Below are 24,263 nucleotides of genomic sequence, written 5' to 3'. Positions count from 1 at the left end.
CCCTGAATCACAGACCCAGAAGGGCATGGACGGCAGCGCATTTTCCCCCGAAGCCCAAACACCCAGCATCGACGCGGCATCCGGCGTGGATGCTGTTCTGCATGGCGTCTTCGGCTTTTCCGGCCTGCGTCCGGGACAGGAACGGGCGATCGAAGCCTTGTTGGCCGGCGACAATGTCCTGGCGGTCATGCCGACCGGCGCGGGCAAGTCACTGTGTTTCCAGATTCCCGCCCTGGTTATGGATGGGCTTACCATCGTCGTCTCCCCTCTCGTCGCGTTGATGCGGAACCAGGTGGACGCGCTGAAGCTAAACGGTGTCGCCGCTGACGCGATCCATTCAGACCGCACGCGTGACGATAATGTCGCCATATGGCGCAAAGCACAGCGCGGCGAGTTGAAGCTGCTGTATATGTCCCCGGAACGGTTGATGACGGACCGCATGCTGGCCGCCCTCGCCCGGTTGCCGATCTCCCTCATCGCCATCGACGAAGCCCATTGCATTTCCCAATGGGGCCCCGCCTTTCGGCCGGAATACAATATGCTCTGCGATCTGCCGCGCCACTTCCCCGGCGTGCCGATCGCAGCCCTTACCGCGACCGCCGATCCCTCCACCAGTCAGGACATCTGCGACAAGCTTTTCTCCAACGACGTGACCCAGGTGATGACGGGGTTCGACCGCCCGAATCTGTCGCTGTCGGTTTCACTCAAGTCCACCTGGAAGAAGCAGGTTGTCGACTATGTGGACGCGCGCCGGGGCAAATGCGGCATCGTCTATTGCCTGTCCCGCCGCAAGACGGAGGAAGTTGCCGCCCTGTTACGCGGCGAAGGTCACAACGCCTATGCCTTTCATGCCGGGATGGAAGCGAGCGAAAAGGAAGACCTTCAAAACCGCTTCATGACCGAGGAAGGCGTCGTCATGGCCGCGACCGTCGCCTTCGGCATGGGAATCGACAAACCGGATATCCGCTATGTCCTGCATACGGATCTGCCCGCCAGTTTCGAGGCCTACTATCAGGAAATCGGCCGCGCAGGCCGTGACGGCGCCCCGGCTGAGGCGATGATGCTGTACGGGCTTGAGGATATCCGCCTGCGCCGAACCTTCATCGAACAGGAAGACGCCGGCCCCGAGCGCAAGCGGCGCGAACACAAACGCATGGATTCCCTTCTGGTTTATTGCGAAGCGCCCGATTGCCGTCGCCAGGTTCTGTTGCGGTATTTCGGCGAGCCATCGGAACCCTGCGGCAATTGCGATACCTGCCTGAACCCGGTCGACACCATGGATGGCATCGAACCAGCACAGCAGGTCCTGGGCGCGGTGCAAGGCACCGGCAATCGCTACGGAGCCGTTCATATCGTTGCGATCCTACGCGGCACGACGTCGGAAAAGATCGAAAGCATGGGGCATGACCGCTTGCCGCAATTCGGCGCCGGCGCGGCCCGGTCGACCGCTGAATGGCAAGGCTTGATCCGCCAGATGGTGGCGAACGGATTGCTGGAGATCGATATCCAGGGCTATGGCGGATTACGCGCCGGGCCGAAGGCAAACGCCTTGATGCAGGGAGAGGTCGGTTTCCGCTACCGCCCCGACCGTGTCGCCCACACGACCAAAACCGCAAAGGCACGCGCTAAACGCGCGGAGACCCTGGACGGCATTCTGGATACCGATGGGCGCGCCCTACTCGCCCGGTTGAAGGACCTGCGCCTGACACTGGCCAAGGAACGCAACGCGCCGGCCTATGTCATTTTCTCGGATAAAAGCCTGATCGATATGGCCCATACCCGCCCGCGCACCAAAGCCGAGTTTTCTAAGGTCTTCGGTGTCGGCCAAGCCAAGCTGGACGAATTCGCCGACACCTTCCTGGAAGAGATCGCACGGTCGGTATGACCCCGCGCCGCTAGTCCGCAGGGAGCCGAGTGACTCAGTCGAGCGCACCCAGTTTGACCAAATTGATTGACCTCAACCCGACATTATTTTTTCTCACTAAACTACAATGCTAGTGACTGTCGCGAACGGCCAAGCGCTGATCGAAACGGACCGAGAAGAATACGTTAGGAAGACAGGCGTGCGATTATCCATCCTAGAGCTGCGGAAGATGCCCGACTTTTCGGAGCGCTGTCTGATTTTGGAGGATGGTGCGGCCGAAAACGATCCCCGCTTCACGAAGATCCGGCCTGTCTTGGACTGGTGGCGGAATTCCGCTGAGAAACCACCGTCGCGCCAACAACTCGACCCTTTCGCGTTCGGGGGTGCCCTGGTCGGCTATCTCGTCATGCTGGATGCACTCGATGACGGACAAGATTTCAGATGGCGTCTTTTTGGTGGCCGGCACGTCCAGGAATTCGGCGCGGATCTTACCAATGTCTCACTTTCCGAACTCATCGCGGATCATCCGGCCGCTGAAGGATTGATGGACGCGATGCAGAGCGTTCTGGAACGTCGCCAGCCCGTATCTTTCGAAATCCGGTACATGAGCAAGAAGAAGATTCTCCGCGAAGCGGTCGGCGTTTTGATGCCCCTGGCGGACAAGAACGGGAATCCCACCATCATTTTCGGGGCTGCGGATTGGGTCCTGGCCAAATGAACATCCCCTCACCCTCATATCCGGTCTCCGGGCCTTTCCCGCACGGCACCCTTTTCCCCCTGCATTTCGATTGCTAGAAATTGAAATGGGGTAACGCTTGACCACACGTCCGTTTCAAGCGTTCGGGATAGGGGCAATCGGTATGCAATACAGTCTCCAACGACAATTGATTTGGTTTAGCGTCGTATCGGTTCTTTTGCTCGTCATACCTGTCAGCGTGCAGGCCGGCTCCCGGGTCGCTCTGGTCGTTGGTGACGGACAAACCAGAACAGCACTCAACGATGCTTCAGTCGAAGGGACCGCGCTGGTCAAGGACGCCCTGGCGGCGGCCGGCTACAAGACGATCGAAGCCAGCATTATCAATAAAGACGGGATACAATGGGCGTTGGACCTGTTGGTTCGCCAACTGAAGAAAGGCGGCACGGAAAGCGTCGGTTTCGTCTACTTCGCCGGATACAGCATTGTGGCTTTTGGCGAGAACTACCTCATCCCCGCCAACGTTCGGATAGATAGCGTGGAAGACGTGGTCGCACAGGGGTACCCCCTGTCACGCATTCTCAAAACGTTGTCCAGCGCTACAAACGGTGCAAACGCCGTCGCGCTGGATGCCTGCAGCGGAAACCCATTCTACGGTGACGGCGCTGTAAACAGTTTCGCGGACATGTCCCCGCCCGCCGGCACCCTTGTGTCATTCTGCGCGCCGCCTGGAACCACCGCAGCCCCAGCAGCGGATGCGGCGGCCTATTCCAGAGGCCTTGCCGACGCGATGGCCATGTCCGGCGTGACACTCGCGGAACTGTTCGCCGTGACGCGTTGGTCGGTCATGAAAAACGCGCCGGATGGCGATCTGCCGTGGACAAAGTCAGCCCTTGGAAAGGACAAACCCTTCGCTCTGCCGGGAACAGCGGCCCGAGACCCGATGCTGGCCGGGATTTTGGCCGAGGCGGAAGTCGCGCCCAGCCCCCCTTCTGCCAACAATACCGCCAATGCCGGTTCTGAGACCCTTGACGACATACTTTGGCGCGGAATTATGAATAGCGAGAACCCCGGCGTCTTCAGGGAATACATGGCCCAATTCCCCGACGGGAAACATGTCGAAGAAGCGCGGTTACGTGCGGGAAAGTTTGAACACCGTCAATCGAGCGCGAGTCCTCTCGCGGGGAAGAGTAGAGATGACCGGCAAACAGCCAGCAAGCTCACTGCAATTTTGACCGGCACGGATGCACCGGGCTTTGCCGGTTACTACCTTCCGATATGTGGTGCCGACATCACCTACCGAATGAACCTGAAAGGCCAGGAGGGCCAGTGGGTGGCACAGCTGTTTCATTCCGATGGAAAAATCGTATTCGATTTCAAGCAACGCGAAGAATCGAACGCGGATGGCACGGTGATGCTGCACGGTTTTCTGACCTACGATTCATTCGCAGCGAGAAAAATGTTTTTGCGCGTCAATCCCGTCAAAAAGGGAAAAATCACCCTATCCATTCCGATCTCCGGTATCGGAAACTGTGCCTTCGGCTATGCGAGTTGAACCCGGGAACAATCCTCTTTCTCCAGCGCAGAACACGGCTGCTAGGACCGCATCAAGTCTGCTAACGCCCAACAGATAGCGTCACGACGGCCTTTCCCGAACGCACACGGATTGCTAGATATTTGCCCTGGGCAACGCTTGGCCGTTATCCGATTCAAGCGTCTGGAAGGGGTCGAGCCGGCATGTATTACATTCTGCAAAGACGATTTGCATGGTTCACCCTTGTGTCAGCGCTCCTGCTTATGACGCCGGCCATCGCACAGGCAAACGGCAAGATCGCCCTGATCCTTGGTGACGGAAAGTACAGCAGGGTGCCCGACGCCGCCTTCGTCGAGGGGACAGCGCTAATCAAGAACGCCTTGGAGGCGGCCGGATACAAGACGATCGAGGAACGGAACGGCTCCTGGTCAGCCGAACTCCTAAACCTGAACACCAACGATACGGTAACGTTCAAACAACCGGAAACCGGGATGGGAGCCGGCCAGGCCGTCATGTATGGCAGATACGGACTTGAAGGCGGCACACGAAACAAATTCGTTCTGCAAGTGTCGCCAAAGAGGAACGGTCGTGTCTCACTAAACATCCCGAACATTGGGGTCTGCGCTTTAGGCCAGTTGGAATAGTCGGCAAAATACTTTCTTGGTCGCCACATGGGGAAAAGGGTCAGGGCCTCAAATGATCTATCGATTTTTGCGTCTGTTTTTTCAATTGGCTTTCGCGGCAGCACTTCTGTGCACTGTCCAATCGGCTCATGCGCAGGGACGGCTGGCCCTGGTGCTGGAAAGCGAACCAGATGAAGACAGCGCCCCCCTCCGGACAGCGCTCCGAGGGGCGGGTTATTCGGTCATCGATCCCGGTGTCGCCAATCGCGATGGCATAGCCTGGTCTGTGGACGTGTTCGCCCGCAAATTAGGCAGATCCGGACCGGACACCGTCGGCATCGTTTACGCCAGACTTCCCGGCGCTTCTTCCGATGGAGAGAGTTATCTTCTCCCCTCCAAAGCAGTCTTGGAGGAAGACGGTAATATCGCTGCCGATGGATACGCAATCCGTGATTTGCTAAGCGCGCTCTCCGGTTTGAATAGCAGCAATATCGGGCTCGTTCTGGATCTATGCAAAAACGAGGGGGAAGACGGCGTTGAAACCAAGTTCACGGCTCCAATTCCGGAGTCGCCGAATGTATTGATCGCCGATTGCCGGTCGCGAGATGCGGCACAAGAGGCCACAATGTCTTCCGAATTCGTCCAAGCCATCACATCGCCGGGCCTCACCTTGCGCCAAGTCTTCGAGCGGACGGACCGTGGCGGTCCGGGACCCGCCATTGCCCAAGGAACGTTTTCTCCCAGCCAGCCTCAAGCAAACCAAAACGACGCCACCGCGGCGGACACCAGCCTGGAAGGCATTGTATGGAACGCGATCAGGGCATCCACGGACGAAACCGTCATTGCGGAATACCTGGACCGCTTTCCAGACAGCGACTACGCCGATGATGCGCAGGCACGGCTTAACGAACTGAAGGCCGCGCCGGGGCGCGCCGCAGCGACCCCGTCCGCCCAAGAACCCGCCAAACCATCGACGACGCCGACTCTGGGCCAGCAACTGGCGGCAATACAGGCGAAGAAACCAAGACCGCGGGATGCCTCGACCAGCGGCACATCGGCGGCGAACAGCAACCGTTACACCGCGGTCCTGGCGGGGACCGATGCCACTGGCTGGGGAAACCTGTATCGGCATGATTGCGGGGCCACCGTCGGCTACCGAATGACCCTGCAGTTGGTCAGCGAAACCTGGCATGCGCAACTAGTCCGTATGTCAGACGGCATGACCATGCAGTTTGTACAACACGACCGGCTGCGGGATGACGGCATCGCCGTGCTCCATGCCCATTCCGAAGGCGCAAAAGTCACCTTGAAGGTCAAGCCCGGCAGCTCCCACAAGGCAACCTATGCAATACCGACAGCGGGCATCGGCAGTTGCGCCGTCGGCTATCTCTATTGACCGGCTAAGAGACGGGCACAAGCACAAAAACGACCGGCCGCGACAGGTGCAGCGGTTCAACCTGGATTTAGAAGAGAGGGAGAATGGTGCCCAGAGGAGGATTCGAACCACCGACACTGCGATTTTCAGTCGCATGCTCTACCAACTGAGCTATCTGGGCCCATTGCGCCGCTGGGAACCAGCGGCCCGAAGGAGATGGTTGAATAATGAAATCGGGGGGGAGTGTCCAGAGCCCTAATGCATAAATGTGAAAGATTTTTTTCCTGCGGCGGCGCATCTCATCCGGAACCCGGGTCAGCCGTGGCGAACCGCCCGCGCGGCCTCACGCATCAGGCGGCGGTTCTTCTCCATCCGGCGGTTCCTCGGTCGGAATGCGGTATTGTTCACTGAGCCACCGGTTAAGGTCCACATCCGCGCAACGCTTGGAACAGAAAGGCCGGTATTCCGGTTTCGCGGGGCGATTGCAGACCGCGCACGGCCGTTCATCAACCAAATCCGCTTCATTCATCGGCCGGTTCTTGCCTTTCCCGGTGTCCTTTCCCGCCATCAGCGCTTCTCCATCACTATTTCCGCCGCGCGCCCTTCCCGTTCGACCAGATCGAGCGGTTGTCCCAGGCGCGTTTCCGTTTCGGCCAGCGCCTCCTTGAACCGGGTTCTAATCGCGTCCAGCAAGGGTTTCGGCCCATAAACCGTAGGCCGCCCGCCGCCGGTCTGACGGATCGCCCGGCGCAGCAAGGCACAGGCCTGACTATCGATGCTCAACGGTCTGTCGCCCGGAACGGGGCCGAGCAATTGCTCGGTCAGACTAGGGCCGGACCGCTGGCGCGTCACTTCGACCAGCCCAGCTGCCGTCATGCCCAGAACGTCGGCCATCCCGCCGCCGGGACCGCCGGATCCCTTCAAGCCCCGCCGCAGGGCCTCTATCACGCGCTTGCCGTCGCTGCGCTGTTTCATCTTCACGAAATCGATGACGATCAGGCCGGCCAGGTTCCGCAGAACGATCTGGCGTCCGGCCGCTTCCGCCGCGCGCACATTCAGGCGTACCGCCGCATCCCCGCCTTGAAGAGCCAACGCCCCATCGGCCAGATTGACGTCGATGACGACCATTGCTTCCGTCTCGTCGATCACCAGTTCCCCGCCGCCGGTCAAGGGTACCCTCCGGGTCGTCGCTTCCTCTATCTGGTCTTCCACTGCGGTGGCGTCGAACAGGGTTTCCCGGTCATTGTGGAAAACCAACCCGTCCAACAGATCGGGATAACGTTCTTCCGCCAGCGCTTTGATCTTGGCATGCAGAAGGCGGTCGTCGGTTGCGATCCGCCCGGTCGGCGGGGCGTCGCGGACCAACGCCTCCCAATAAGACGGCGCTTCTTCAAGCAGTTTCGGCGCGGTCCCGTCATTCGCCGATTGGGCTGCCTGCCAGCGCGCCAGCAGCGCATCCCGGCAACGCGTCAGGACCGACATGTCCCTATCCTGCGTCAACGCGGCGGCGGCGGGACGGAAAAGCCAGCCCCCGCTTTCGCCCGGATCGAAGGCTTCGGCCATGCGTTTGACCCGCGCAAGATCACGGCCCTTGCCCAACCCCCGGTCGAAATCGACCCGCATATCGTTGGGAAGGCCGAAGGGCATGAAGGAGAGATAGCGGTCCTGCAGAACGGGCCGAGCGGTAACGGCGGGGCCCTTCCCGCCTTGCGCGTCGCGGGATACCTGCACCACCATCCATTGACCTTCGGTCAGCGGACGCCCGCGACCGTCATGCGCTCGAGGCAATAGCGCCTCGCCCAACGCGCCCAGGTCCAGGAAGGCCGCCTTCATGCTTTTCTCGACACGCGACACCCTGCCCCGCAGGATAGCCCCCTGCAGCGGCGGCCGCCCGGCACGGTGGACGTCCAGGCGATGCAGAACACCCTCCTCGTCGACAAGGGCGACCCGCGTTTCGGCGGGCGAGACTTCTATCAAGGTGTCGAGTTTCATTCGGTTTCCGGTCGGTTCGAGGTTCGGGGACGGAGACATACAACCCCAGCCCCGCAGGTCAATCAATTAGCCCGCGGGTCATTCGATTAGACCGAGAGGACGCAGAATCTGCCGGACTTCGAACAAGGGCAGACCCACGATATTGCTGTAGGATCCGCTGACGAACCGGACCAGCCCCTCGGCCCGACCCTGGATGGCATAACCGCCCGCCTTGCCGCGCCATTCGTCCGACTCGATATAGCTGTCGACCTCCTGCGCCTCCAACCTTTTGAAACTGACCGTGGTCTGCACCAAACGGTCGTGTTCTGCGGGTTCGCCCGTGCCCATCGCGCCCATTGCGCCCACGGGCCGGATGATCATCACCCCGCCAAAGACGCGGTGACGGCGACCCGACAGCAGTTTCAGACAGGCCCGCGCGGTGACCGGGTCTTCCGCCTTGGGCAGAATGCGCCGCCCGACGGCCACGACCGTATCCGCCGCCAGCACAACGGCATCGGGATGACGGGCCGCCACCGTACGCGCCTTTTCCGCCGCCATGCGCGCCGCATAGGCCGCGGGCAGTTCATCCTTTTCCGGGGTCTCGTCGATTTCCGCCGGGTCGACCGCATCGGGCGTCAGGCCCAATCGCGCCAGCAAGTCCAATCGGCGCGGACTGGCCGAGCCGAGAACAAAACGCGGTTTAATTTCAGTCACTTTTTCGCCTTGCACCGCGTTACTCCACCCCGAAGCGCTTCTTGATGCGCATCATTAATTGATCGCGTACCTGCCTGTACGCATCCAGCCGGACTTCCCGATTGCCTTCCACGATCGTCGGATCGAAGGTATTCCAGAATTCGACGTCGCACGCCATCGTACGCGTCAGTTCCACCGCATGGTGCTGCGCTTCCGGCGACAAGGCGATGATCAAATCGAAATAATTGTCTTCCAGCATGTCGAAGCTTTTCGGCCGATGCTTGGAAACGTCGATGCCGATTTCCGCCATTACTTCGGTGATGAACCCGTCGGGTTCGCCTTCACGCGCGCCGACGGAGTCGACATAGATTTTCGTCCCCATCAAGGATTTCAGAATACCTTCGGCCATGGGTGAGCGGACGGCGTTCTGCGTACAGCAGAACAATACCGCATCCGGAATCTCATCCCCCACCATCATCCGCGTCGGCCCTTCCGTGGACTCAGCCGCGAATGTGCAGGACGCAGACCAGCGTGAACAACCGCCGCGCCGTCGCCTTGTCCATTACCATTTTGGGCTCCAACCTCTCCCGAAGGACATCTGATCCCTCGTTATGCAGCCCACGGCGCGCCATATCGATCGTTTCGATCTGACTGGGCGACAGCTTCTTGATCGCGTCGTAATAGCTTTCGCAGATTTGGAAATAGTCGCGAATAATACGCCGAAAGGGAGTCAGGTGCAGGTTGCCCTGCTCCAGCAATTCCTCATCCTTTTCGTCATTGATGGTGAAGACGAGGCGTTTTCCGTCTTCATCCAGACCTAAATGGACGACATAGGGGCCAGTTCGACCCTCCACCAGCTTGAAGCGGTTTCGATCCAAAAGATCGTACATCGCGACAGAACGCTCATGCTCGATATCCCGGCTTCGGCGAATGACGTTCTTTTCGTCCAGCTTCAGATCAAGAATACGGTCGGTTTCCGCGAACTCCGTCATGGCGTTCCCCTGTTCAGTCGCAAGCCCTGTTCAGTCGCAAGCCCGGCACGCATGCGCCCGTCCGGCGCCGCCTGAAACTCGCAAGTCCAACGTCCGGCCCGCCCCGCCGCGGCCCGGCTTCTGTCCCATCTAACCTATACAGGATTATCAGGAAGCGCGATTCAAACGAATGTCGATAGACCGCGCATGCGCCTGCAGCCCCTCGGCTTCCGCCAAAGCGACCGCCGAACCGCCGATTTCCGCGAGGCTGGCGGCGTCGCAGGCGACCAGAGAGGTCCGTTTCATGAAATCCAACACGCCCAGGCCGCTGGAGAATCGAGCGCTCCGCGATGTCGGCAGGACGTGGTTGGGGCCGGCGATGTAATCGCCGATCGCTTCCGGCGTATACCGGCCCAAGAAGATCGCCCCGGCATTGGAAATCTTGCCCGCCAGGGTATCCGGGTCCGCGACCGCCAGTTCCAAATGTTCCGGCGCCACCCTGTCGACCAGGGGCACCGCGTGGTCCAGACTTGGCACCAGGATGACAGCGCCGTGCTGCGCCCAACTGGCCGCGGCGATATCCTTGCGCGGCAATGTCTCGAGCCGACGGATAACCGCGGCTTCCACCGCGTCGGCGAAACCCGCGTCATCGGTGATCAGGATCGACTGCGCGCTGGTATCGTGTTCGGCCTGGGACAACAGGTCCACCGCGATCCAGTCCGGGTCGTTTTCAGCATCCGCCACGACCAGAATTTCCGAGGGGCCGGCGATCATATCGATCCCGACCGTGCCGAAAACCCGGCGTTTCGCGGCCGCGACAAAGGCGTTGCCGGGGCCGACGATCTTGTCCACCTGCGTGATGCTTTGCGTGCCATAGGCCAATGCGCCCACGGCCTGCGCCCCACCGATCCGGTAAACTTCGTCTACCCCGACCAATTGCGCCGCCGCCATGACCAGCGGATTGATCACCCCATCCGGCGTCGGCACGACCATGACCAACCGCTTCACGCCAGCAACCTTGGCCGGCAGCGCGTTCATCAAAACGGAACTAGGATAGGCCGCCGTACCGCCGGGCACGTAGAGGCCCGCCGCACCGACCGCCGACCAGCGCGACCCGAGGCGAACCCCAATCTCATCGGTATATTCGAAAGACTCCGGCAGCATCCGTTCGTGATAGGACGCGATCCGCTTTGCGGCCACTTGCAGCGCCGCCACGGTCGCCGGGTCGCATTTCGCGGCTTCCTCGGCGATCCGCGCCTTCGGCAGCAGAATATCGTCGGTCGTGAAGGATACGCGGTCGAACCGGTTGGTATATTCGACGACAGCCTCGTCGCCTCGTTCCCGCACATCTTTCAAGATGGCGGCGACCGCCTGATCGACGTCTTCTTCCATCTCGCGCTTGGAATTAAGGAAAGTGTCGAAGTCCTTTTCGAACCCCGGCGCGCCGGCGTCCAATTTACGCGGCATTGGCGACCTCCCGGAAGCGGTCGATCCAGGGCGTCATTTCCGTCGGGCGGGTCTTCAACGCGGCGCGATTCACGATTAGGCGGCTGGTCACATCGGCGATCTTCTCAATTTCCACCAGACCGTTGTCCTTCAACGTCTTGCCGGTCGATACCAAATCGACGATGCGGCGGCACAATCCCATGCCCGGCGCCAATTCCATAGCCCCATTCAGCTTGATGCATTCCGCCTGCACGCCACGGGCCGAAAAATGCTTTCGCGTCACGCCCGGGTATTTGGTCGCGATACGGATATGACTCCACCGGCTGGGATCGTCACTGCCGATCATCTCTTCCGGCTCCGCGACAGAAAGACGGCAATGGCCGATATTCAGGTCCACCGGGGCATACAGTTCGGAATAGTCGAATTCCATCAATACGTCGTTACCGGCAACGCCCAGATGGGCGGCGCCGAAAGCGACGAAGGTCGCTACGTCGAAACTGCGCACGCGGATGATGCTGAAATGCGGGATGTTCGTCCCGAAGGTGAGCTGACGCGCGGACGGGTCGTCGAAGGCCGGTTCCGGCTCGATCCCGGCCTTGCTCAGCAAGGGACGCAACTCCTTCAAAATCCGCCCTTTCGGCACGGCCAGGACAATCGGTTCATTTGATTGTCCCGCGGCGCCCGGCGCGGATTGTGAGGACGGTTCTGTTGACGATGTGGCCACGCGGCTGTTCCGGTCTTGTTGGGTATAATCTATCGGCGGTAAACGCTGCGGGGTTTTGGCACACTGCGCCGCAGGATTCCAGCCCTGCCGCCTTTATTCACCAGGCCAAACCGTCAGGCCAATCCGTCAGGCCAATTGCTGACCGCGTGTTTCCCGGAGGCAGAGCGCCGCCACGAGGCCGACCGCGTTGGTCGCGACAAGGGCCAGGATCGCAGCTTGGTACCCATCCGCCGTATAGATCCGCGCGCCGGCCACTTCCACGCCTTGCCAATGGCTGTCGAGGATCCAGCCCAGCATCGGTTGAAACAAAGCGCCACTTCCCGTGACGGCACCGTTGACCACGCCCAGCGCCGCGCCGCGCGCCCAAAGGGGGGTCGTCTCCCGACACAGCGCGAAGGCCAGGATCATCGTGCAGCCCCCCACACCGGTCAGGAAAAAGATCACGTAAAGCAAGGGGACGGGCAGTCCGGGAACCAGGCCGACAAGTGCCAATCCGGACATGGACATCAAAACCCCTGCGATGACCAGCGGCTTTCGCCGCCCAATCTTGTCCGATAAGCCGCCGACGAACGGCGACGCGACTCCCCAACCGATGAACAGCATGGAGGCTAGGGCACCGGCCTCCCGCGTGGGGATTTGGTAGATCGTGGTCAGATACGGCACCGCCCACAAACCGGCGAAAGCGAGCATCGGCGCCGTCAAGGACAACCCCACCACCGCGTTCAGCCAAGTCTCCCGATTTCGAAGTGCAAAGCGGATTCCGTCCAGCAGCCGCGCCCCGCCGCCGGTATGGCGTTCACCGTCCCGAACCGTGATCCAGATCGCAAGAGCGAGAACCGCCGCCGCGCCACCGGTCCAAAGCAGAGCCTCACGCCAACCGGTGACGTCGAGCAACACGCGATAGGGTGCCTGTCCCAAAACCGCGCCGACCATGCCGATGCCCTGCAATATCCCGACGCAAAGGGCGAAGCGTTTCGGGGAGAACTGTTGCGCGGCAATGGTCATCGTGCCGACAAATCCGAAGGCGACGCTGCCCCCGATAATCGCACGGGCGATCGAGGCGGAGGCGAGTGTGTCACTGAAAGCAAAGAGCGTGCTGCCGACGACGCAAAGAAGCAGGGTGAAAGTCAGCAACCTACGCGGCCCGAAGCGGTCCATCATGATCCCGACGGGAATTTGAATGCCCGCATAGGCATAGAAGTAAAAAGCCGACAGGTTGCCCAGCAGCGCGCCACCGACGGCGAAGTCCCGCATCAACTCGTCCACCATGACACTGGGGGCGACGCGTTGGACGAAAGCATAGGCGAAGAAAGTACATCCCAGCGAAAAGGCCAGGACGGCACGCAGGCTACCCGTGCTGCCGCCCGCCGAACTATCGGTTGAAGCACCGTTCTTCACTGACATCGTCGTTTCCCCAGCCCGTCGGTTTCCAACCATGGCGGTTTTCGCGTCATGCAACCGACTATTGTTCTACCGTCGCGCTATACCCCGCGCAAAACCGCGCGCCAAGCGGCACGGTGGTCAAGGAAGTTGTGACGGTAAAGGATTGTACTGAGCGTAATTTACGGAACGCGAATGACGGTTGCTTGTCACACCGCCGCTGCCTAAATTCCCCGTGTCATTGGGGAGTAGCCGCCTTCCGTTTTGAGAAGGGGATGCGTCAACAGACTCGGGTATTGGACCATGGTCCCGAACCCGTGGCGTATTCAGCCCGTCGGTTTACCGATAGAGCGCTTGGCGAGACCTTTGGCTGCGGCTGCTGTCTCAAAGGGGCTGGGCGGGCGGTCCGGCCATTGGTTTGTCCGCCTGCCTCGAGTGTCTGTTTCCCAGGGTTTTTCATGGAATCTTTCCTTATATCGACCGGTGTCGTCGCAGTGGCCGAAATCGGCGACAAGACGCAATTGCTAGCACTGGTGCTCGCGGCGCGGTACCGCGCGCCGTTGCCCATCATTCTGGGCATCCTGATCGCGACCATCGCGAACCATGCGCTAGCCGCCTCGCTGGGAGTGCTGGTGGCAGACGTTCTGGGGCCCGACATTTTACGCAGGGCGCTCGGACTGTCCTTCCTGGCCATGGCGGTCTGGGTGATGATCCCTGACAAGGTCGATGACGACGAGACGAAAACACCGCGCCGTTATGGGCCGTTCCTGGCGACCCTGGTCGTGTTCTTTCTGGCAGAGATGGGCGACAAGACGCAAATCGCTACAATTGCGCTCGCGGCCCGGTTCGATGCCCTCATCGCCGTCACCGCAGGCACAACCATGGGCATGATGCTGGCGAACGTCCCCGTCGTCCTAATCGGAAAAGCCGCAGCCACCAAGATTCCCATGAAAGCCGCCCATGCGATCGCGGCGGTCATATTCGCCGTGATGGGTATACTGGCACTGACGGATGTCGGCGCCTTGTTCGGCCCCGAATGATGGCCCCAGGCTGAAACAAAGGTGGATCAAGGGGTCGGTCAATAGGTCCGACGGCCCCCCGCGCGCGCCAATTCGCCAATTTTCTCATCCAGGGCAGCCATCAACCCATCGACACCCTTCGCGCGCACGACGGAGGAGAATTCCGACCGCCGCAAAGTCAATTCGCTGACGCCACCATCAATGATGACATCCACAATCCGCCAGCCCTTGCCGGTCGGCAGCAGGATATAAGCGACGGTGGTAATCTCCCGCCCCTGTTCGCGAAAGGATACATCGACGACGACGGTGCCGTTGGGTCCGTATCGCCGGCCGAGCGGGACGAAGTCCTTGCCCTCCAACGATCCAAGCCTACGGGACTGGGTCGCGACCACATAGCGCGTGAAAAGGGTCTGATAGCGCCGCTGTTCGGAAACGGATAATTCGTGGAACCGCTCACCACCGATGACCTTGCGCGCCACGCGCTCGACATCGAAAGTCTCCGCTATCAGCGCTTCAAGGGCCTGGATGCGGGTGTCATAGTCCATTTCGCGCTGATGAAGCAGCGTATACAGCAAACCGTTCTGGAAATGCTCGACCACTTCCGTGGCGCCAGCGCGATCATTCGCACGTGCAACCGAACCAGCCGTGACCAGCATGACCGCCAAAATGGCAACGGCCAAGAACCGTACCTGTCCCGATATAAGCACTGAACCCTCCCAGGCTTGCGGTAACCCGCGAAATGACGCGAACCAAACGCTAATGGAAGGACTACACGGTTTCGCAAGGATAGCGCCAGTATTTCATATCAATTCGCCGCCAATTGCCGGTCGAACAGTCGGCGGCGCAAGAAGAATTGGACGCACCCTTACCCCCTTGCGGAAAATCACCTATACAGGCCATAAGCATTACTTGATCAGAACCTGAAGAACTGTGGGGACCCCCCGAATGAGCGTCCGAACGGCTACCTCCACCGCCGTATCCTATTTGCTGTGGCCAGTCATCCTGTCGGCCTGCATCGCCGCGAACTATTGGGCGATGCAGCAGGAAAGCCCGTTCATCTGGTTCAACCTGCTCTACCTGACATTGGCCGTTTCCCTGTTTTTCCTGGAACGCGCCCGCCCGTTCGAAAAAACCTGGCTGCCGAATGACGGACAGATTCCGGCCGATTTGCTGCACACCTTCTTCAATAAGGGGATCGTTCAGGTATTGGTAATCGTCGGCACCGTTTTCGGCGCTGCGGAAGCTTTCGTGTCGGAATCGAGCCCGATCTGGCCGTCCGACTGGCCAATGGCCGCGCAAGTGGTTCTGGGACTCGTGATCGCCGAAGCGGGCCTGTATTGCGCGCACAGGCTGGGTCACGAATGGGGATGGCTTTGGAAATTCCACGCCATTCACCACAGCGCGCCGCGCCTGACCATTATCAATACCGGCCGCTTCCACTTCTTCGACACAGGCGCCAGCATCATCCTGAGTCAGCCGCTGCTGTTCCTTGTCGGCGCGCCGGTCGATATCTTCAAATGGGTCAGCGCGATCACCGCCTTCATCGGCATCCTGACCCATTGCAATGTGGAAATGCGGTTCGGTTTCCTGAGCCTGATTTTCAACACACCCGAACTGCATCGCTGGCACCACTCCAAGAACCTGGACGAAGGCAACAAGAACTACGGTGAGAACCTGATGATCTTCGACCAGTTGTTCGGCACCTATTTCCGCGGCAAATACCGGCCGCCAGCGGATATCGGCATCAAGGAATACATGCCGCCGAGCTTCATTCAGCAGGTCATCCATCCGTTCAAGAAACAAAAAGCATCGGCACCCGACTCCATTCCGGCCGAATGATGGGCCGATTTTGGGTCGGATAGACGGCGATGGATGTGCTTCTTCCCCCTCGGACCAAGTGACTTTCCGGCATTCGTCACCGCGCGTGGTTCACCGGTAATCGGCTTTGCTGTACCATTCGTGAAAAGAACGGCCCAAAAAGGGGCTGGTCGTCATAGCGGATGGAAACGGAAAAATGTCCCAATCGTCGCCTCAACGGATCGATACGGTCACGACTTTTGCCCACACCTCACCCGAGGAGCATGAACGGGTCGCGCGCATTCAACTCGCCGCCGCCTACCGCTTGGTGGACTATTTCGGTTGGACGGAACTGATCTACGGGCACCTGACCTACAAGCTGCCGGGGGACGAAAGCCATTTCCTGATCAATCCCTATGGCCTGAATTATGACGAGGTGACCGCATCCAATCTTGTGAAGATTGACCTGGACGGCAACATCATCGGGCACAGCGATCATCCGGTGAACTATGCCGGCTTCGTCATCCATTCCGCGATCCATATGGCCAAGTCGGTGAATAAATGCGTGATGCACACCCATACCAGGGCGGGTATGGCCGTCGCGGGCACACAGGAAGGCCTGCAACAGATCAGCATGATGTCGACCGCCTTCCACGACCGGATCGCCTATCACGACTATGAGGGCGTCAGCCTGTATCTGGACGAACGGGAACGCCTGCTGGCCAATCTGGGGGACAAGCGCGCGATGATCCTGCGCAACCACGGCATCCTGACCGTGGGACAATCGATCCCGGAGACCTTCCTGCGCCTCTATCGTCTGGAACGCGCCTGCCAAATCCAGGTCGATGCAGGGTCCGCGGGAACGATGGCCGTCATCCCGCCCGAAGTTTCCGCGCGCAGCGGCCGGGACATGGACGCCTTCTCCGAACGTGAAACCAATGAAGGCGTCGGCGCGGTCGAATTCGCGGCATTGATGCGCAAGCTCGACAAGATCGATACCAGTTATCGGGATTGATCCGGAACAGTTTACCTGGCGGGCGTTCGACGGGTTGGAAAAACAAGCTTGATCCACGTGGCGGTTGAGATCAGGTTCGAAGCATTGTCCCACCGCGGTGTCACGCCGCAAAATTCAAACCGCATCCGGGCGCAAAACAGCGCGTTCGCCCAGAACGCTCAACTAGACGAACGGGGGGTACCACGGTGACCGCGTCGGCACGACTGCCCGACAAGCAAGGAATCGGCATTCTCTGCATTCTTGTAGGAATGTTTGCGATTTCAATTCAGGATGCCTTGATCAAGGGGTTCAGCGGTTCGTATCCGCTGCATGAACTCGTCCTCATCCGGTCCCTGGTCGCCCTGCCCTTTATGTTCGTCATCCTGCAGTTTGAAGGGGGATGGAGGCGCCTGTTGAGCAAGCGCATGCCCCTGCTGCTTGTCCGCGCGCTGTTCATCGTCGTTTCCAATTCCGCCTATTTCGCGGCCCTTGCCGGGATGCCGCTTGCGGAAGCCAACGCAATCTTTTTCGTCGCCCCGCTTTTCATCACCGTGCTGTCCATCCCGATGCTGGGCGAACAGGTCGGCCCGTGGCGCTGGGGCGCGGTCTTCGTCGGCTTCACTGGCATTGTCGTCATGCTTCGACCTGGCGACGGCATCATCAAGATCACCGCCCTGCTGCCCGTCTTGGCGGCCTTCACCTATGCCATGATGCAGATGTTGACCCGCCGGTTGGGCGTGACCGAAAGCGCTTCAGTCCTGGCGATTTCGATCTATGTTACCTTCATCATTGTCTGCACCTTGATGTTTTTGATCTGCGGTGACGGGCGTTTCGTGGACAAGGTTCATCCGGCGCTCAACTTCCTGTTCCTGCCCTGGAAGATCCCGCCGGTCTCGGACTGGCCGGCACTTGGCGGGATCGGCGTTCTCTCGGGCATGATCGGCTATATGCTGGCGCAGGCCTATCGCATGGGCGAAGCCGGCCTGATCGCCCCCTTTGAATACATCGCCGTTCCGCTGGCGGTGTTCTGGGGTTTCATGATCTTCGACGAGGTGCCCGATGCAACCACCTGGACCGGCATGGCGTTGATCGTCGGCGCCGGATTGTTCATCGTCTATCGTGAAGTGCGCCGCAGCCGTCCGATCAGCCGACCGCGCGCCGCGGATACCAGACCGAAGCTGGATTGACGGAGTCGCCCCATGAGAAAAGCAACCGAGGAAAAAGCGCTTCACGTTCAGGACGTGCTCGGCCCTGGCTACACAGTTCTGGAATTCGAGGAAACCACCGCCACCTCGGAACAAGCCGCCGCCGCCATCGGCTGTACCGTGGCGCAGATCGCCAAGTCGGTCCTGTTCAAAACCAAGGAGGGCGACCCGGTGCTGGTCGTCGCCTCAGGCCCAAACCGGGTGGATGACAAGAAGGTCCGCGACCTGTTGGGCCAGAAGGTGAAAAGCGCCCAGCCGGACTATGTCCTGGAAAAAAGCGGCTATGTGATTGGCGGCGTCTCGCCCGTCGGCCATGTCGTAAAACCCGTGGCTTTCATTGACGAGGAGCTGATGCAGTTCGACACGGTCTGGGCCAGCGCCGGCACCCCGAACGCCGTCTTCGAACTGAAACCCCAGGACCTGCCCATGCTGACCGACGGCACGGTGGGCGACGTGGCGAAGCGATAGGCCTCACGACCCCGTGTCTGAAAGGTGTCTGGAACCTGCTTGTCCGCCGCCTATGTTAGTCTGGCCAACGGAACCAAGAAGAGACCAGACGGGAGGTCGATATGATAAAGGGACTGCACCACAACGCCTATCGCTGCCGAGACTCCGAGGAGACCCGGAAGTTCTATGAGGATTTCCTGGGCCTGCCGCTGGCGAATGCATTCGAAATCAAGACGACCCTAACCGGGCGCGATACAAAAGTGCTGCACAGTTTCTACCGTCTGGACGACGGCAGTTTCCTCGCCTTTTTCGAAGCCCCCGACCGGCCTTTCGACTTCAAGGAGCAACACGACTTCGACCTGCATATCGCGTTGGAGGTCGACCGCGGCGTGTTCGAACCGATGATGAAGAAGGCCGAGGCTCTGGGCATCGAGACCCGCGGCATCTCCGACCACAAGCATTTTGAGTCGATCTATTTTCGCGACCCGAACGGCTATGTCATCGAACTGGCTGCCAAGGCCACGAGCCACGACGCCGGCATGAACCCCGCCCTGAACGGCGCGCGGGATATCCTTGCCGATTGGCAGGCGTCGAAAGCTTAGCTTATCCCCTCGCGCGCATCGCCTTCGCATCCTCCGTGGTAAGCGGCTTCCCGCCATAGCCCCAGGACCCGCTCTTCACCTCGTGCACGCGGATCGATGTCGCATCCCGCAATGTGGCCCCGACGACCTCGCCGAACGCGTCGCTGACCTTGGCGATCATCGCGCCCTTTTCCTCATCGGTGAACACCCCTTCCATGACCTGAATATCGATCAGCGGCATCGTCGTCTCCCACTTGAGTTGAACCCGATGCAGTGAACCATAGTCGGACCGGGCCTGACTAGGAAACCGCCGGCAAGCCCACAGCCTTGCGGCCCTCATCGGTCTTGATCGAAAAGTCACGCCCGGCATAGGCAGCCCCGCCATCACCCACCAGATAGGCCGCGGCCTTGGCGACCCATTCTGTCGGGATATGGACGGAGGGGTCCAACTGGCTGACCGGATTGATGCCCGACGCCTTGATCGAGACCTGCATTTCCGTCGCCACCGTGCCCGGGCTAAGCCCCACCACGCGAATGCCCTGCGACCCGTATTCCTTGTCGGCGCATGCGGTAAGCGAGAGGACGGCCGCCTTGGTGCAGCAATAATGGCTCCACCCTTCAAGCGCATTGGTCGCCGCGCCCGAACTGATGTTGATGACGGTGCCGCCGCCGCTTTCCAGCATTGCGGGGATGGCCGCGCGCAGCCCGTGATAGACGCCCTTCACGTTGATATCGACGACCTTGTCCCATTCCGTCGGGTCGCTGTCCGCCAACCGGGCAATCGGGTCAATGACACCCGCATTGTTCACCAGCACGTCCAACCCGCCATATTCCTTCACGGCTCCATCCACCGCCGCGGCGACATCGCCATAGGCGCTGACATCGCCGGTGCAGACCGTGACCGCGCCACCACCCGCACGGATTTCCACCTCTATTTCCTCAAGACGGGCGGCACTGCGCGCCATCATCACCACATTCGCACCCTCGGCTGCAAAATGGCGCGCCGTCGCCTCGCCGATGCCGCGGCTGGCGCCCGTGACCAGGATTGTCTTGTTCGAAAGCTCGGTCGTCATGGGGTTCTCCTGGGTTCGATTGTTCTGCCAGGCACCCTATTGAGCATTCAGGCGGTATTAAACCTCCCATTGCGCACCGATATGATGCATATATCACATTAATGAATACAAAACTCTTAAGTATTTATGCAGAAGCTGCACGAGCTGGCGGTTTCGCCGCGGCGGCGCGGGTGCTGAACCTAGACCCGTCGGCCGTTTCGCGCGCGGTCGCGACATTGGAGGAAGACCTGGGCGCACGGCTTTTCCAACGCACCACGCGCCGGGTCGCCCTAACCGATGCAGGTGCGCGCTTTCTGGCCAAGGTCGAACCGATCCTGGCCGAATTGGAAGAAGCACGGGAAGACCTGCGCGATGCCGAAGCCTTCCCCAGCGGTGCCCTGACCGTCAGCGCCTCCGTCGCTTTCGGGCAGGCGTGTGTGATGCCGCATATTCCCGACTTCCTGGCCCAGTATCCCGATATCGACCTGACGCTGCGTTTCACCGACCGCAACGTCGATCTGGTGGCCGAGCGGATCGACCTCGCTCTTCGCCTGGGGCCCCAAGTCACCGGCGATGTCATCACCACCAAACTGATGGATACGCATTATCGGATATGCGCGACACCAGACTATCTTAAGACAGCCCCGCCCCTCGCCGCGCCCGAAGACCTGTCGGCCCAGCCATGTTTGTGTTTCGACCTGCCCGGCTTCGATAGAACCTGGTTGTTCCGCAAGGATGGGGTTCAGGAGGTTCCCGTCCGGCCGCGCATGAAAGTTTCCAGCGCGCTCGCGCTGCGCGACGCGGCGCTCGCGGGTCTGGGCCCGGCTCTGCTGGCCGATTGGCTCGTCGACAAGGACATCAAATCCGGCCGGTTGGTCGATCTGTTCCCGGACCACGCCGTCACGGCGACCACATTCGATACCGCCGCCTGGCTGATCTATCCAAGCCGATCCTTCCTGCCCCGCAAAACACGCGTGATGATCGATTTTCTGAAGGATCGGATTGCGGGCGGTTGACCAATAATCAGCTCAATCGACCCTCGAAATCCTCGTAGCCGAATTGTTTGATGACGCGGACGTCGTCGGTGCGTGGGTCCCAGAGCGCGATGGAGGGCAGCGGCGTGCCGTTGAAGGTCGTCGTCTTCACCATCGTGTAATAGGCCTGGTCCAGGAACAGTCGCCGGTCGCCGGTCTTGGGCGCTTTGTCGAAGCGATAGGTGCCGATGACGTCACCCGCCAGGCAGGTCGGCCCGCCGACGCGGACGACGTGCTCGTCCCTGGGATCCATGTCCTCGGCCCGGTCCAGCGTCTCCGTCCCCAGCAGCGCCGGGGTATAGGGCGCCTCGATCACGTCGGGCATGTGACAGGTGGCGGAACAGTCCATCACTGCGACATGGCCGTCGTTCCAGAACGTGTCGAGCACCTCCGTCACCAAGGCACCGGCATTCAGGGCGACAGCGGTGCCCGGTTCCAGATAGAGATCCAGCTCGGTACGCCGGCGCAGGTCGCGCAGCCGCCCGATCAGCGCGGCGCGGTCGAACCCCTGCGCCGTGATCATTTGTCCGCCGCCCAGGTTCAGCCAATTGATCCGTTCCAAAAGACCCGACGCCTTTTCCTCCGTTGCGCCCAGCAGGCGGTCGAAGGGCTCGAAGCCCTGGTCGCACAGCGCGTGGATATGGAACCCGGTCAGTCCTTCCAGGTCTTCCCCTTCCAATTGCGGGATCGGGGAGCCGAGCCGCGACCAGGCGGCGCAGGGATCGTATAGCGGATTTTCGGCCTCACTATGGCGCGGGTTGATCCGCAGCCCGAAGGCGCAATCGTCATTCATCCGCAGCGAGGGCTTGAACCGTTTCCACTGCCCGATCGTATTGAAAATAAGGTGGTCAGACAGGGTCTGAAGCTCGGCCAGGTGATCCTGCTTCAAGCCCGGCGCGAAAGTATGCACCGCGCCCTGGAACCGTGTCCGTCCCAGGCGGGCTTCCCATAAACCGCTGGCCGCCGTTCCGTGCAAGAAACCGCCGATCATCTCCGCCAATGCGAAACAGGAAAACGCCTTCAACGCCAACAGAACCCTAGCGTCCGCTTTGGCCGATACATCCGACAGGATGCGCAGGTTATCCTCAAGTTTGGCAATATCGATGACGTAGCACGGCGACGGCACCCGGAAAGGATCGAAATTGGCGAAGTTGCCGGCAACTTCGTCCCGCGCCATGGAAACGGTCACGCCCTGCCCTGCCCTGCGGATGCATCGGACCCGGCACTGTTATGACCGGAGGTTTCCGGCCAACTGCCGTCCACCGGCAGATCCATCACCTTCCAGTCGATGCCGACTTTCGGCATCACGTCCAGAAAGGGGTCCGGGTTGAGTTCTTCCACATTCACCATGGTTTTAGGGTCCCATTCCCCGCGCGCCAGCATCAGCGCCGCGGCAATCGCCGGCACGCCCGTCGTGTAGGAAATCGCCTGAGAGCCGACCTCCCGGAAGCATTCCGTGTGATCGCAAGTGGAATAGATGAACACCCGGCGCGGCTTTCCGTTCTTGGTGCCGCGGATATCACAACCGATGCAAACCTCGCCCGTATAGCCTTCGGCCAATGTGGCCGGATCGGGCAGGACGGCTTTCACCATTTTCAGCGGCGCCATTTCCACACCCTCCACTTCAACCGGGATAGAGGAGATCAGACCAAGGTTTTCGAGCACGTCGAAGACCCGCAAATACCGTTCCCCGAAGCCCATCCAGAATTCAATACGCTTCGCTTCGGGAAATGCCCTGGGCAGCGAGTGCAGTTCGTCATGCCCCATGGAATAGACGTCGTGTTCGCCCACTACCGGCAGGTCGACCGTCATCTTGCGGGAATGATGCGGGATGGTCTTGAATTCGCCGTCTTCCCAATAAATCACGTCCTCACGGATTTCCCGCAGGTTCGTATCCGGGTCGAAGTTGGTGGCGAAATAGCGGCCGTGATCGCCGCCATTCACATCGATGATGTCGATGCTGTCGATCGCATCCAACAAATGGCGCTTCGCATAGGCGCAGAAGACGTTGACGACCCCGGGATCGAAACCGATGCCCAGCACCGCATTGGTGTCGGCCTTGTCGAAGTCGGGCTTTCGCGGCCATTCGAAATTGGCGTACCAAGGGGCGGGCACATTTTCGACATGCTCTTCTTCCGCCACGGCCGTGTCGAGGTAATCCGCACCCGTTTCAATGCAGGCATCCATGATCGCCGTGTTGCAATAAGGCGTGGCGAGGTTGAGGACGATGCCCGCGTCCACCTTGCGGATCAGGCTGGCAACCTCTTCCTTGTTCCGGGCGTCCACTGTTTCGGTAACGATATCCTCGCCCAAGGTGATATCCGGGTTTCGGTCCACGACATCCTGGGCGACCTGTTGAAGTTTCGCTTCCGTCCGGCTGGCCAGTGCGATCGACCCGAAGTCTTCCGCGAACTGTGCCGCCTTATGGGCCGCGACCGCGCCCACACCGCCGGCGCCGACAATCAACAGGTTCGGTTTCGCCATCAATGAACCCCTTTTCGCTCGTCTGGTTGAAGTGACAATTCAGGTCTAGGAAATCCGGCACGGCGATGACAAGCCCAAGGGGCGAAAATTTCACAAATCTCCAAACGGAGCCGGCCGCCAAGAATCCGGTTTTTCCCCAATAGTCAGTAGTGCGGCGGCGGTTTGTCGTCCGACGCGCCGGGACGCCAGTCCTGCTGCATGTCCAACACGCGCGATGACAAGGCGCTGACTTGTTGTTTCAGGCGGTCGATGTCCTTGGCCTGCCGGGCGACGATGTCCGAGAGGTCCTCGCTCAGGCGCTCGAAATGGGCAAGGCGGGCTTCCATGTCGGCCAAGCGCATGGCCAGATCCTCATCCATGGGAAAACTCCATCCG

At 60.4% G+C, this 24,263-nt stretch carries 26 protein-coding genes, 1 tRNA gene and 1 riboswitch; of the genes, 12 read left to right on the top strand and 15 right to left on the bottom strand.

Features of this window, described 5'->3' with window-relative positions; translation table 11 throughout:
- Window positions 1–25 precede the first annotated feature (25 nt).
- From recQ to EOI86_RS07740, 5 genes are all read left to right on the top strand, one after another.
- On the top strand, window positions 26–1,885 hold the full coding sequence (gene recQ, locus EOI86_RS07760) for a DNA helicase RecQ (protein ID WP_127764508.1): 1,860 nt from the start codon (window positions 26–28) through the stop codon (window positions 1,883–1,885).
- A 178-nt stretch (window positions 1,886–2,063) separates the two neighbouring features.
- Complete coding sequence (locus EOI86_RS07755; protein WP_161973742.1) at window positions 2,064–2,582, top strand: PAS domain-containing protein; 519 nt, start codon at window positions 2,064–2,066, stop codon at window positions 2,580–2,582.
- A gap of 142 nt (window positions 2,583–2,724) precedes the next feature.
- Complete coding sequence (locus EOI86_RS07750; protein ID WP_127764506.1) at window positions 2,725–4,113, top strand: caspase family protein; 1,389 nt, start codon at window positions 2,725–2,727, stop codon at window positions 4,111–4,113.
- A gap of 224 nt (window positions 4,114–4,337) precedes the next feature.
- Window positions 4,338–4,736, top strand: a complete 399-nt coding sequence (locus EOI86_RS07745; RefSeq protein ID WP_127764505.1) for a hypothetical protein — start codon at window positions 4,338–4,340, stop codon at window positions 4,734–4,736.
- Window positions 4,737–4,788: 52 nt separating this feature from the next.
- Window positions 4,789–6,111, top strand: a complete 1,323-nt coding sequence (locus EOI86_RS07740) for a hypothetical protein (RefSeq protein ID WP_127764504.1) — start codon at window positions 4,789–4,791, stop codon at window positions 6,109–6,111.
- Between the two features lie 84 nt (window positions 6,112–6,195).
- On the opposite strand, the gene EOI86_RS07735 is transcribed toward EOI86_RS07740, so the two are convergent.
- From EOI86_RS07735 to EOI86_RS07695, 9 genes are all read right to left on the bottom strand, one after another.
- A tRNA-Phe gene (locus EOI86_RS07735) sits at window positions 6,196–6,271 on the bottom strand.
- Window positions 6,272–6,433: 162 nt separating this feature from the next.
- Window positions 6,434–6,658 (bottom strand): DNA gyrase inhibitor YacG, encoded by a 225-nt coding sequence (locus tag EOI86_RS07730; protein ID WP_338033039.1) that lies wholly within the window; start codon window positions 6,656–6,658, stop codon window positions 6,434–6,436.
- On the bottom strand, window positions 6,658–8,082 hold the full coding sequence (locus EOI86_RS07725; protein ID WP_161973741.1) for a ribonuclease E/G: 1,425 nt from the start codon (window positions 8,080–8,082) through the stop codon (window positions 6,658–6,660). Before EOI86_RS07725 ends, EOI86_RS07730 begins: the two co-directional genes overlap by 1 nt.
- 78 nt (window positions 8,083–8,160) lie before the next feature.
- Entirely contained in the window at window positions 8,161–8,775 is a 615-nt protein-coding gene (locus EOI86_RS07720) for a Maf family protein (protein ID WP_193555771.1), read from the bottom strand.
- 19 nt (window positions 8,776–8,794) lie between these two features.
- A complete protein-coding gene (locus EOI86_RS07715; protein ID WP_127765173.1) occupies window positions 8,795–9,226 on the bottom strand; it encodes an arsenate-mycothiol transferase ArsC in 432 nt (143 codons plus the stop codon).
- Between the two features lie 28 nt (window positions 9,227–9,254).
- Window positions 9,255–9,746 carry a UPF0262 family protein gene (locus tag EOI86_RS07710; RefSeq protein WP_127764502.1) on the bottom strand — a complete coding sequence of 164 codons (492 nt, stop codon included), beginning with the start codon at window positions 9,744–9,746 and terminating at the stop codon, window positions 9,255–9,257.
- A 147-nt stretch (window positions 9,747–9,893) separates the two neighbouring features.
- Complete coding sequence (gene hisD, locus EOI86_RS07705) at window positions 9,894–11,192, bottom strand: histidinol dehydrogenase (RefSeq protein ID WP_127764501.1); 1,299 nt, start codon at window positions 11,190–11,192, stop codon at window positions 9,894–9,896.
- A complete protein-coding gene (gene hisG / locus EOI86_RS07700) occupies window positions 11,182–11,826 on the bottom strand; it encodes an ATP phosphoribosyltransferase (protein ID WP_240035625.1) in 645 nt (214 codons plus the stop codon). Before hisG ends, hisD begins: the two co-directional genes overlap by 11 nt.
- Window positions 11,827–12,021: 195 nt before the next feature.
- Window positions 12,022–13,299, bottom strand: a complete 1,278-nt coding sequence (locus EOI86_RS07695; protein ID WP_161973740.1) for an MFS transporter — start codon at window positions 13,297–13,299, stop codon at window positions 12,022–12,024.
- Between the two features lie 207 nt (window positions 13,300–13,506).
- Window positions 13,507–13,708: riboswitch (yybP-ykoY riboswitch) on the top strand.
- Between the two features lie 25 nt (window positions 13,709–13,733).
- Here EOI86_RS07695 and EOI86_RS07690 point away from each other — a divergent pair.
- The gene (locus EOI86_RS07690) at window positions 13,734–14,315 is read left to right on the top strand and encodes a TMEM165/GDT1 family protein (protein ID WP_127764498.1); all 582 of its coding nucleotides are present in this window, start codon (window positions 13,734–13,736) and stop codon (window positions 14,313–14,315) included.
- Window positions 14,316–14,353: 38 nt separating this feature from the next.
- Here the strand turns inward: EOI86_RS07690 and EOI86_RS07685 are convergent, their stop codons facing one another.
- A complete protein-coding gene (locus tag EOI86_RS07685) occupies window positions 14,354–15,001 on the bottom strand; it encodes an ABC transporter substrate-binding protein (protein WP_127764497.1) in 648 nt (215 codons plus the stop codon).
- 238 nt (window positions 15,002–15,239) lie between these two features.
- On the opposite strand from EOI86_RS07685, the gene EOI86_RS07680 reads away from it, so the two are divergent.
- From EOI86_RS07680 to EOI86_RS07660, 5 genes are all read left to right on the top strand, one after another.
- Window positions 15,240–16,133 carry a sterol desaturase family protein gene (locus EOI86_RS07680; protein ID WP_205032099.1) on the top strand — a complete coding sequence of 298 codons (894 nt, stop codon included), beginning with the start codon at window positions 15,240–15,242 and terminating at the stop codon, window positions 16,131–16,133.
- Window positions 16,134–16,308: 175 nt separating this feature from the next.
- Complete coding sequence (locus tag EOI86_RS07675) at window positions 16,309–17,106, top strand: class II aldolase/adducin family protein (RefSeq protein WP_127764496.1); 798 nt, start codon at window positions 16,309–16,311, stop codon at window positions 17,104–17,106.
- Between the two features lie 185 nt (window positions 17,107–17,291).
- The gene (locus EOI86_RS07670; protein WP_205032098.1) at window positions 17,292–18,272 is read left to right on the top strand and encodes a DMT family transporter; all 981 of its coding nucleotides are present in this window, start codon (window positions 17,292–17,294) and stop codon (window positions 18,270–18,272) included.
- A 12-nt stretch (window positions 18,273–18,284) separates the two neighbouring features.
- Entirely contained in the window at window positions 18,285–18,758 is a 474-nt protein-coding gene (locus tag EOI86_RS07665) for a YbaK/EbsC family protein (RefSeq protein WP_127764495.1), read from the top strand.
- A gap of 101 nt (window positions 18,759–18,859) precedes the next feature.
- A complete protein-coding gene (locus EOI86_RS07660; RefSeq protein ID WP_127764494.1) occupies window positions 18,860–19,339 on the top strand; it encodes a VOC family protein in 480 nt (159 codons plus the stop codon).
- A gap of 1 nt (window position 19,340) precedes the next feature.
- Here the strand turns inward: EOI86_RS07660 and EOI86_RS07655 are convergent, their stop codons facing one another.
- Both EOI86_RS07655 and EOI86_RS07650 read right to left on the bottom strand, forming a co-directional pair.
- A complete protein-coding gene (locus EOI86_RS07655) occupies window positions 19,341–19,559 on the bottom strand; it encodes a tautomerase family protein (protein WP_127764493.1) in 219 nt (72 codons plus the stop codon).
- A gap of 58 nt (window positions 19,560–19,617) precedes the next feature.
- Entirely contained in the window at window positions 19,618–20,391 is a 774-nt protein-coding gene (locus EOI86_RS07650; protein ID WP_127764492.1) for an SDR family oxidoreductase, read from the bottom strand.
- 101 nt (window positions 20,392–20,492) lie between these two features.
- Between EOI86_RS07650 and EOI86_RS07645 the strand changes: the two genes are divergently transcribed.
- Window positions 20,493–21,386 carry a LysR family transcriptional regulator gene (locus EOI86_RS07645; protein WP_127764491.1) on the top strand — a complete coding sequence of 298 codons (894 nt, stop codon included), beginning with the start codon at window positions 20,493–20,495 and terminating at the stop codon, window positions 21,384–21,386.
- 7 nt (window positions 21,387–21,393) lie between these two features.
- Here the strand turns inward: EOI86_RS07645 and EOI86_RS07640 are convergent, their stop codons facing one another.
- The 3 genes from EOI86_RS07640 to EOI86_RS07630 all read right to left on the bottom strand — a co-directional run bounded on the left by EOI86_RS07640 (window position 21,394) and on the right by EOI86_RS07630 (window position 24,247).
- Window positions 21,394–22,593 carry a carboxynorspermidine decarboxylase gene (locus tag EOI86_RS07640; protein ID WP_205032097.1) on the bottom strand — a complete coding sequence of 400 codons (1,200 nt, stop codon included), beginning with the start codon at window positions 22,591–22,593 and terminating at the stop codon, window positions 21,394–21,396.
- Window positions 22,590–23,888 (bottom strand): saccharopine dehydrogenase family protein, encoded by a 1,299-nt coding sequence (locus EOI86_RS07635; RefSeq protein ID WP_127764490.1) that lies wholly within the window; start codon window positions 23,886–23,888, stop codon window positions 22,590–22,592. The genes EOI86_RS07640 and EOI86_RS07635 overlap by 4 nt, the downstream gene beginning before the upstream one ends.
- Before the next feature lie 143 nt (window positions 23,889–24,031).
- Complete coding sequence (locus tag EOI86_RS07630) at window positions 24,032–24,247, bottom strand: SlyX family protein (RefSeq protein ID WP_127764489.1); 216 nt, start codon at window positions 24,245–24,247, stop codon at window positions 24,032–24,034.
- Window positions 24,248–24,263: the final 16 nt, after the last annotated feature.

The organism is Hwanghaeella grinnelliae (assembly GCF_004005845.1).
GTDB classification, from domain to species: Bacteria; Pseudomonadota; Alphaproteobacteria; order UBA8366; family Aestuariispiraceae; genus Hwanghaeella; species Hwanghaeella grinnelliae.
The sequence above is the reverse complement of the archived record's forward strand: the minus strand, read 5'-3'. Positions and strand labels throughout refer to the sequence as shown.

Coding starts and splice junctions, on each gene's coding strand:
- recQ (WP_127764508.1), top strand. CDS start 26: ATGGACGGCAGCGCATTTTCCCCCGAAGCCCAAACACCCAGCATCGAC.
- EOI86_RS07750 (WP_127764506.1), top strand. CDS start 2,725: ATGCAATACAGTCTCCAACGACAATTGATTTGGTTTAGCGTCGTATCG.
- EOI86_RS07740 (WP_127764504.1), top strand. CDS start 4,789: ATGATCTATCGATTTTTGCGTCTGTTTTTTCAATTGGCTTTCGCGGCA.
- EOI86_RS07730 (WP_338033039.1), bottom strand. CDS start 6,658: ATGGCGGGAAAGGACACCGGGAAAGGCAAGAACCGGCCGATGAATGAA.
- EOI86_RS07725 (WP_161973741.1), bottom strand. CDS start 8,082: ATGAAACTCGACACCTTGATAGAAGTCTCGCCCGCCGAAACGCGGGTC.
- EOI86_RS07710 (WP_127764502.1), bottom strand. CDS start 9,746: ATGACGGAGTTCGCGGAAACCGACCGTATTCTTGATCTGAAGCTGGAC.
- hisD (WP_127764501.1), bottom strand. CDS start 11,192: ATGCCGCGTAAATTGGACGCCGGCGCGCCGGGGTTCGAAAAGGACTTC.
- EOI86_RS07695 (WP_161973740.1), bottom strand. CDS start 13,299: ATGTCAGTGAAGAACGGTGCTTCAACCGATAGTTCGGCGGGCGGCAGC.
- EOI86_RS07690 (WP_127764498.1), top strand. CDS start 13,734: ATGGAATCTTTCCTTATATCGACCGGTGTCGTCGCAGTGGCCGAAATC.
- EOI86_RS07680 (WP_205032099.1), top strand. CDS start 15,240: ATGAGCGTCCGAACGGCTACCTCCACCGCCGTATCCTATTTGCTGTGG.
- EOI86_RS07675 (WP_127764496.1), top strand. CDS start 16,309: ATGTCCCAATCGTCGCCTCAACGGATCGATACGGTCACGACTTTTGCC.
- EOI86_RS07665 (WP_127764495.1), top strand. CDS start 18,285: ATGAGAAAAGCAACCGAGGAAAAAGCGCTTCACGTTCAGGACGTGCTC.
- EOI86_RS07660 (WP_127764494.1), top strand. CDS start 18,860: ATGATAAAGGGACTGCACCACAACGCCTATCGCTGCCGAGACTCCGAG.
- EOI86_RS07655 (WP_127764493.1), bottom strand. CDS start 19,559: ATGCCGCTGATCGATATTCAGGTCATGGAAGGGGTGTTCACCGATGAG.
- EOI86_RS07650 (WP_127764492.1), bottom strand. CDS start 20,391: ATGACGACCGAGCTTTCGAACAAGACAATCCTGGTCACGGGCGCCAGC.
- EOI86_RS07645 (WP_127764491.1), top strand. CDS start 20,493: ATGAATACAAAACTCTTAAGTATTTATGCAGAAGCTGCACGAGCTGGC.
- EOI86_RS07635 (WP_127764490.1), bottom strand. CDS start 23,888: ATGGCGAAACCGAACCTGTTGATTGTCGGCGCCGGCGGTGTGGGCGCG.
- EOI86_RS07630 (WP_127764489.1), bottom strand. CDS start 24,247: ATGGATGAGGATCTGGCCATGCGCTTGGCCGACATGGAAGCCCGCCTT.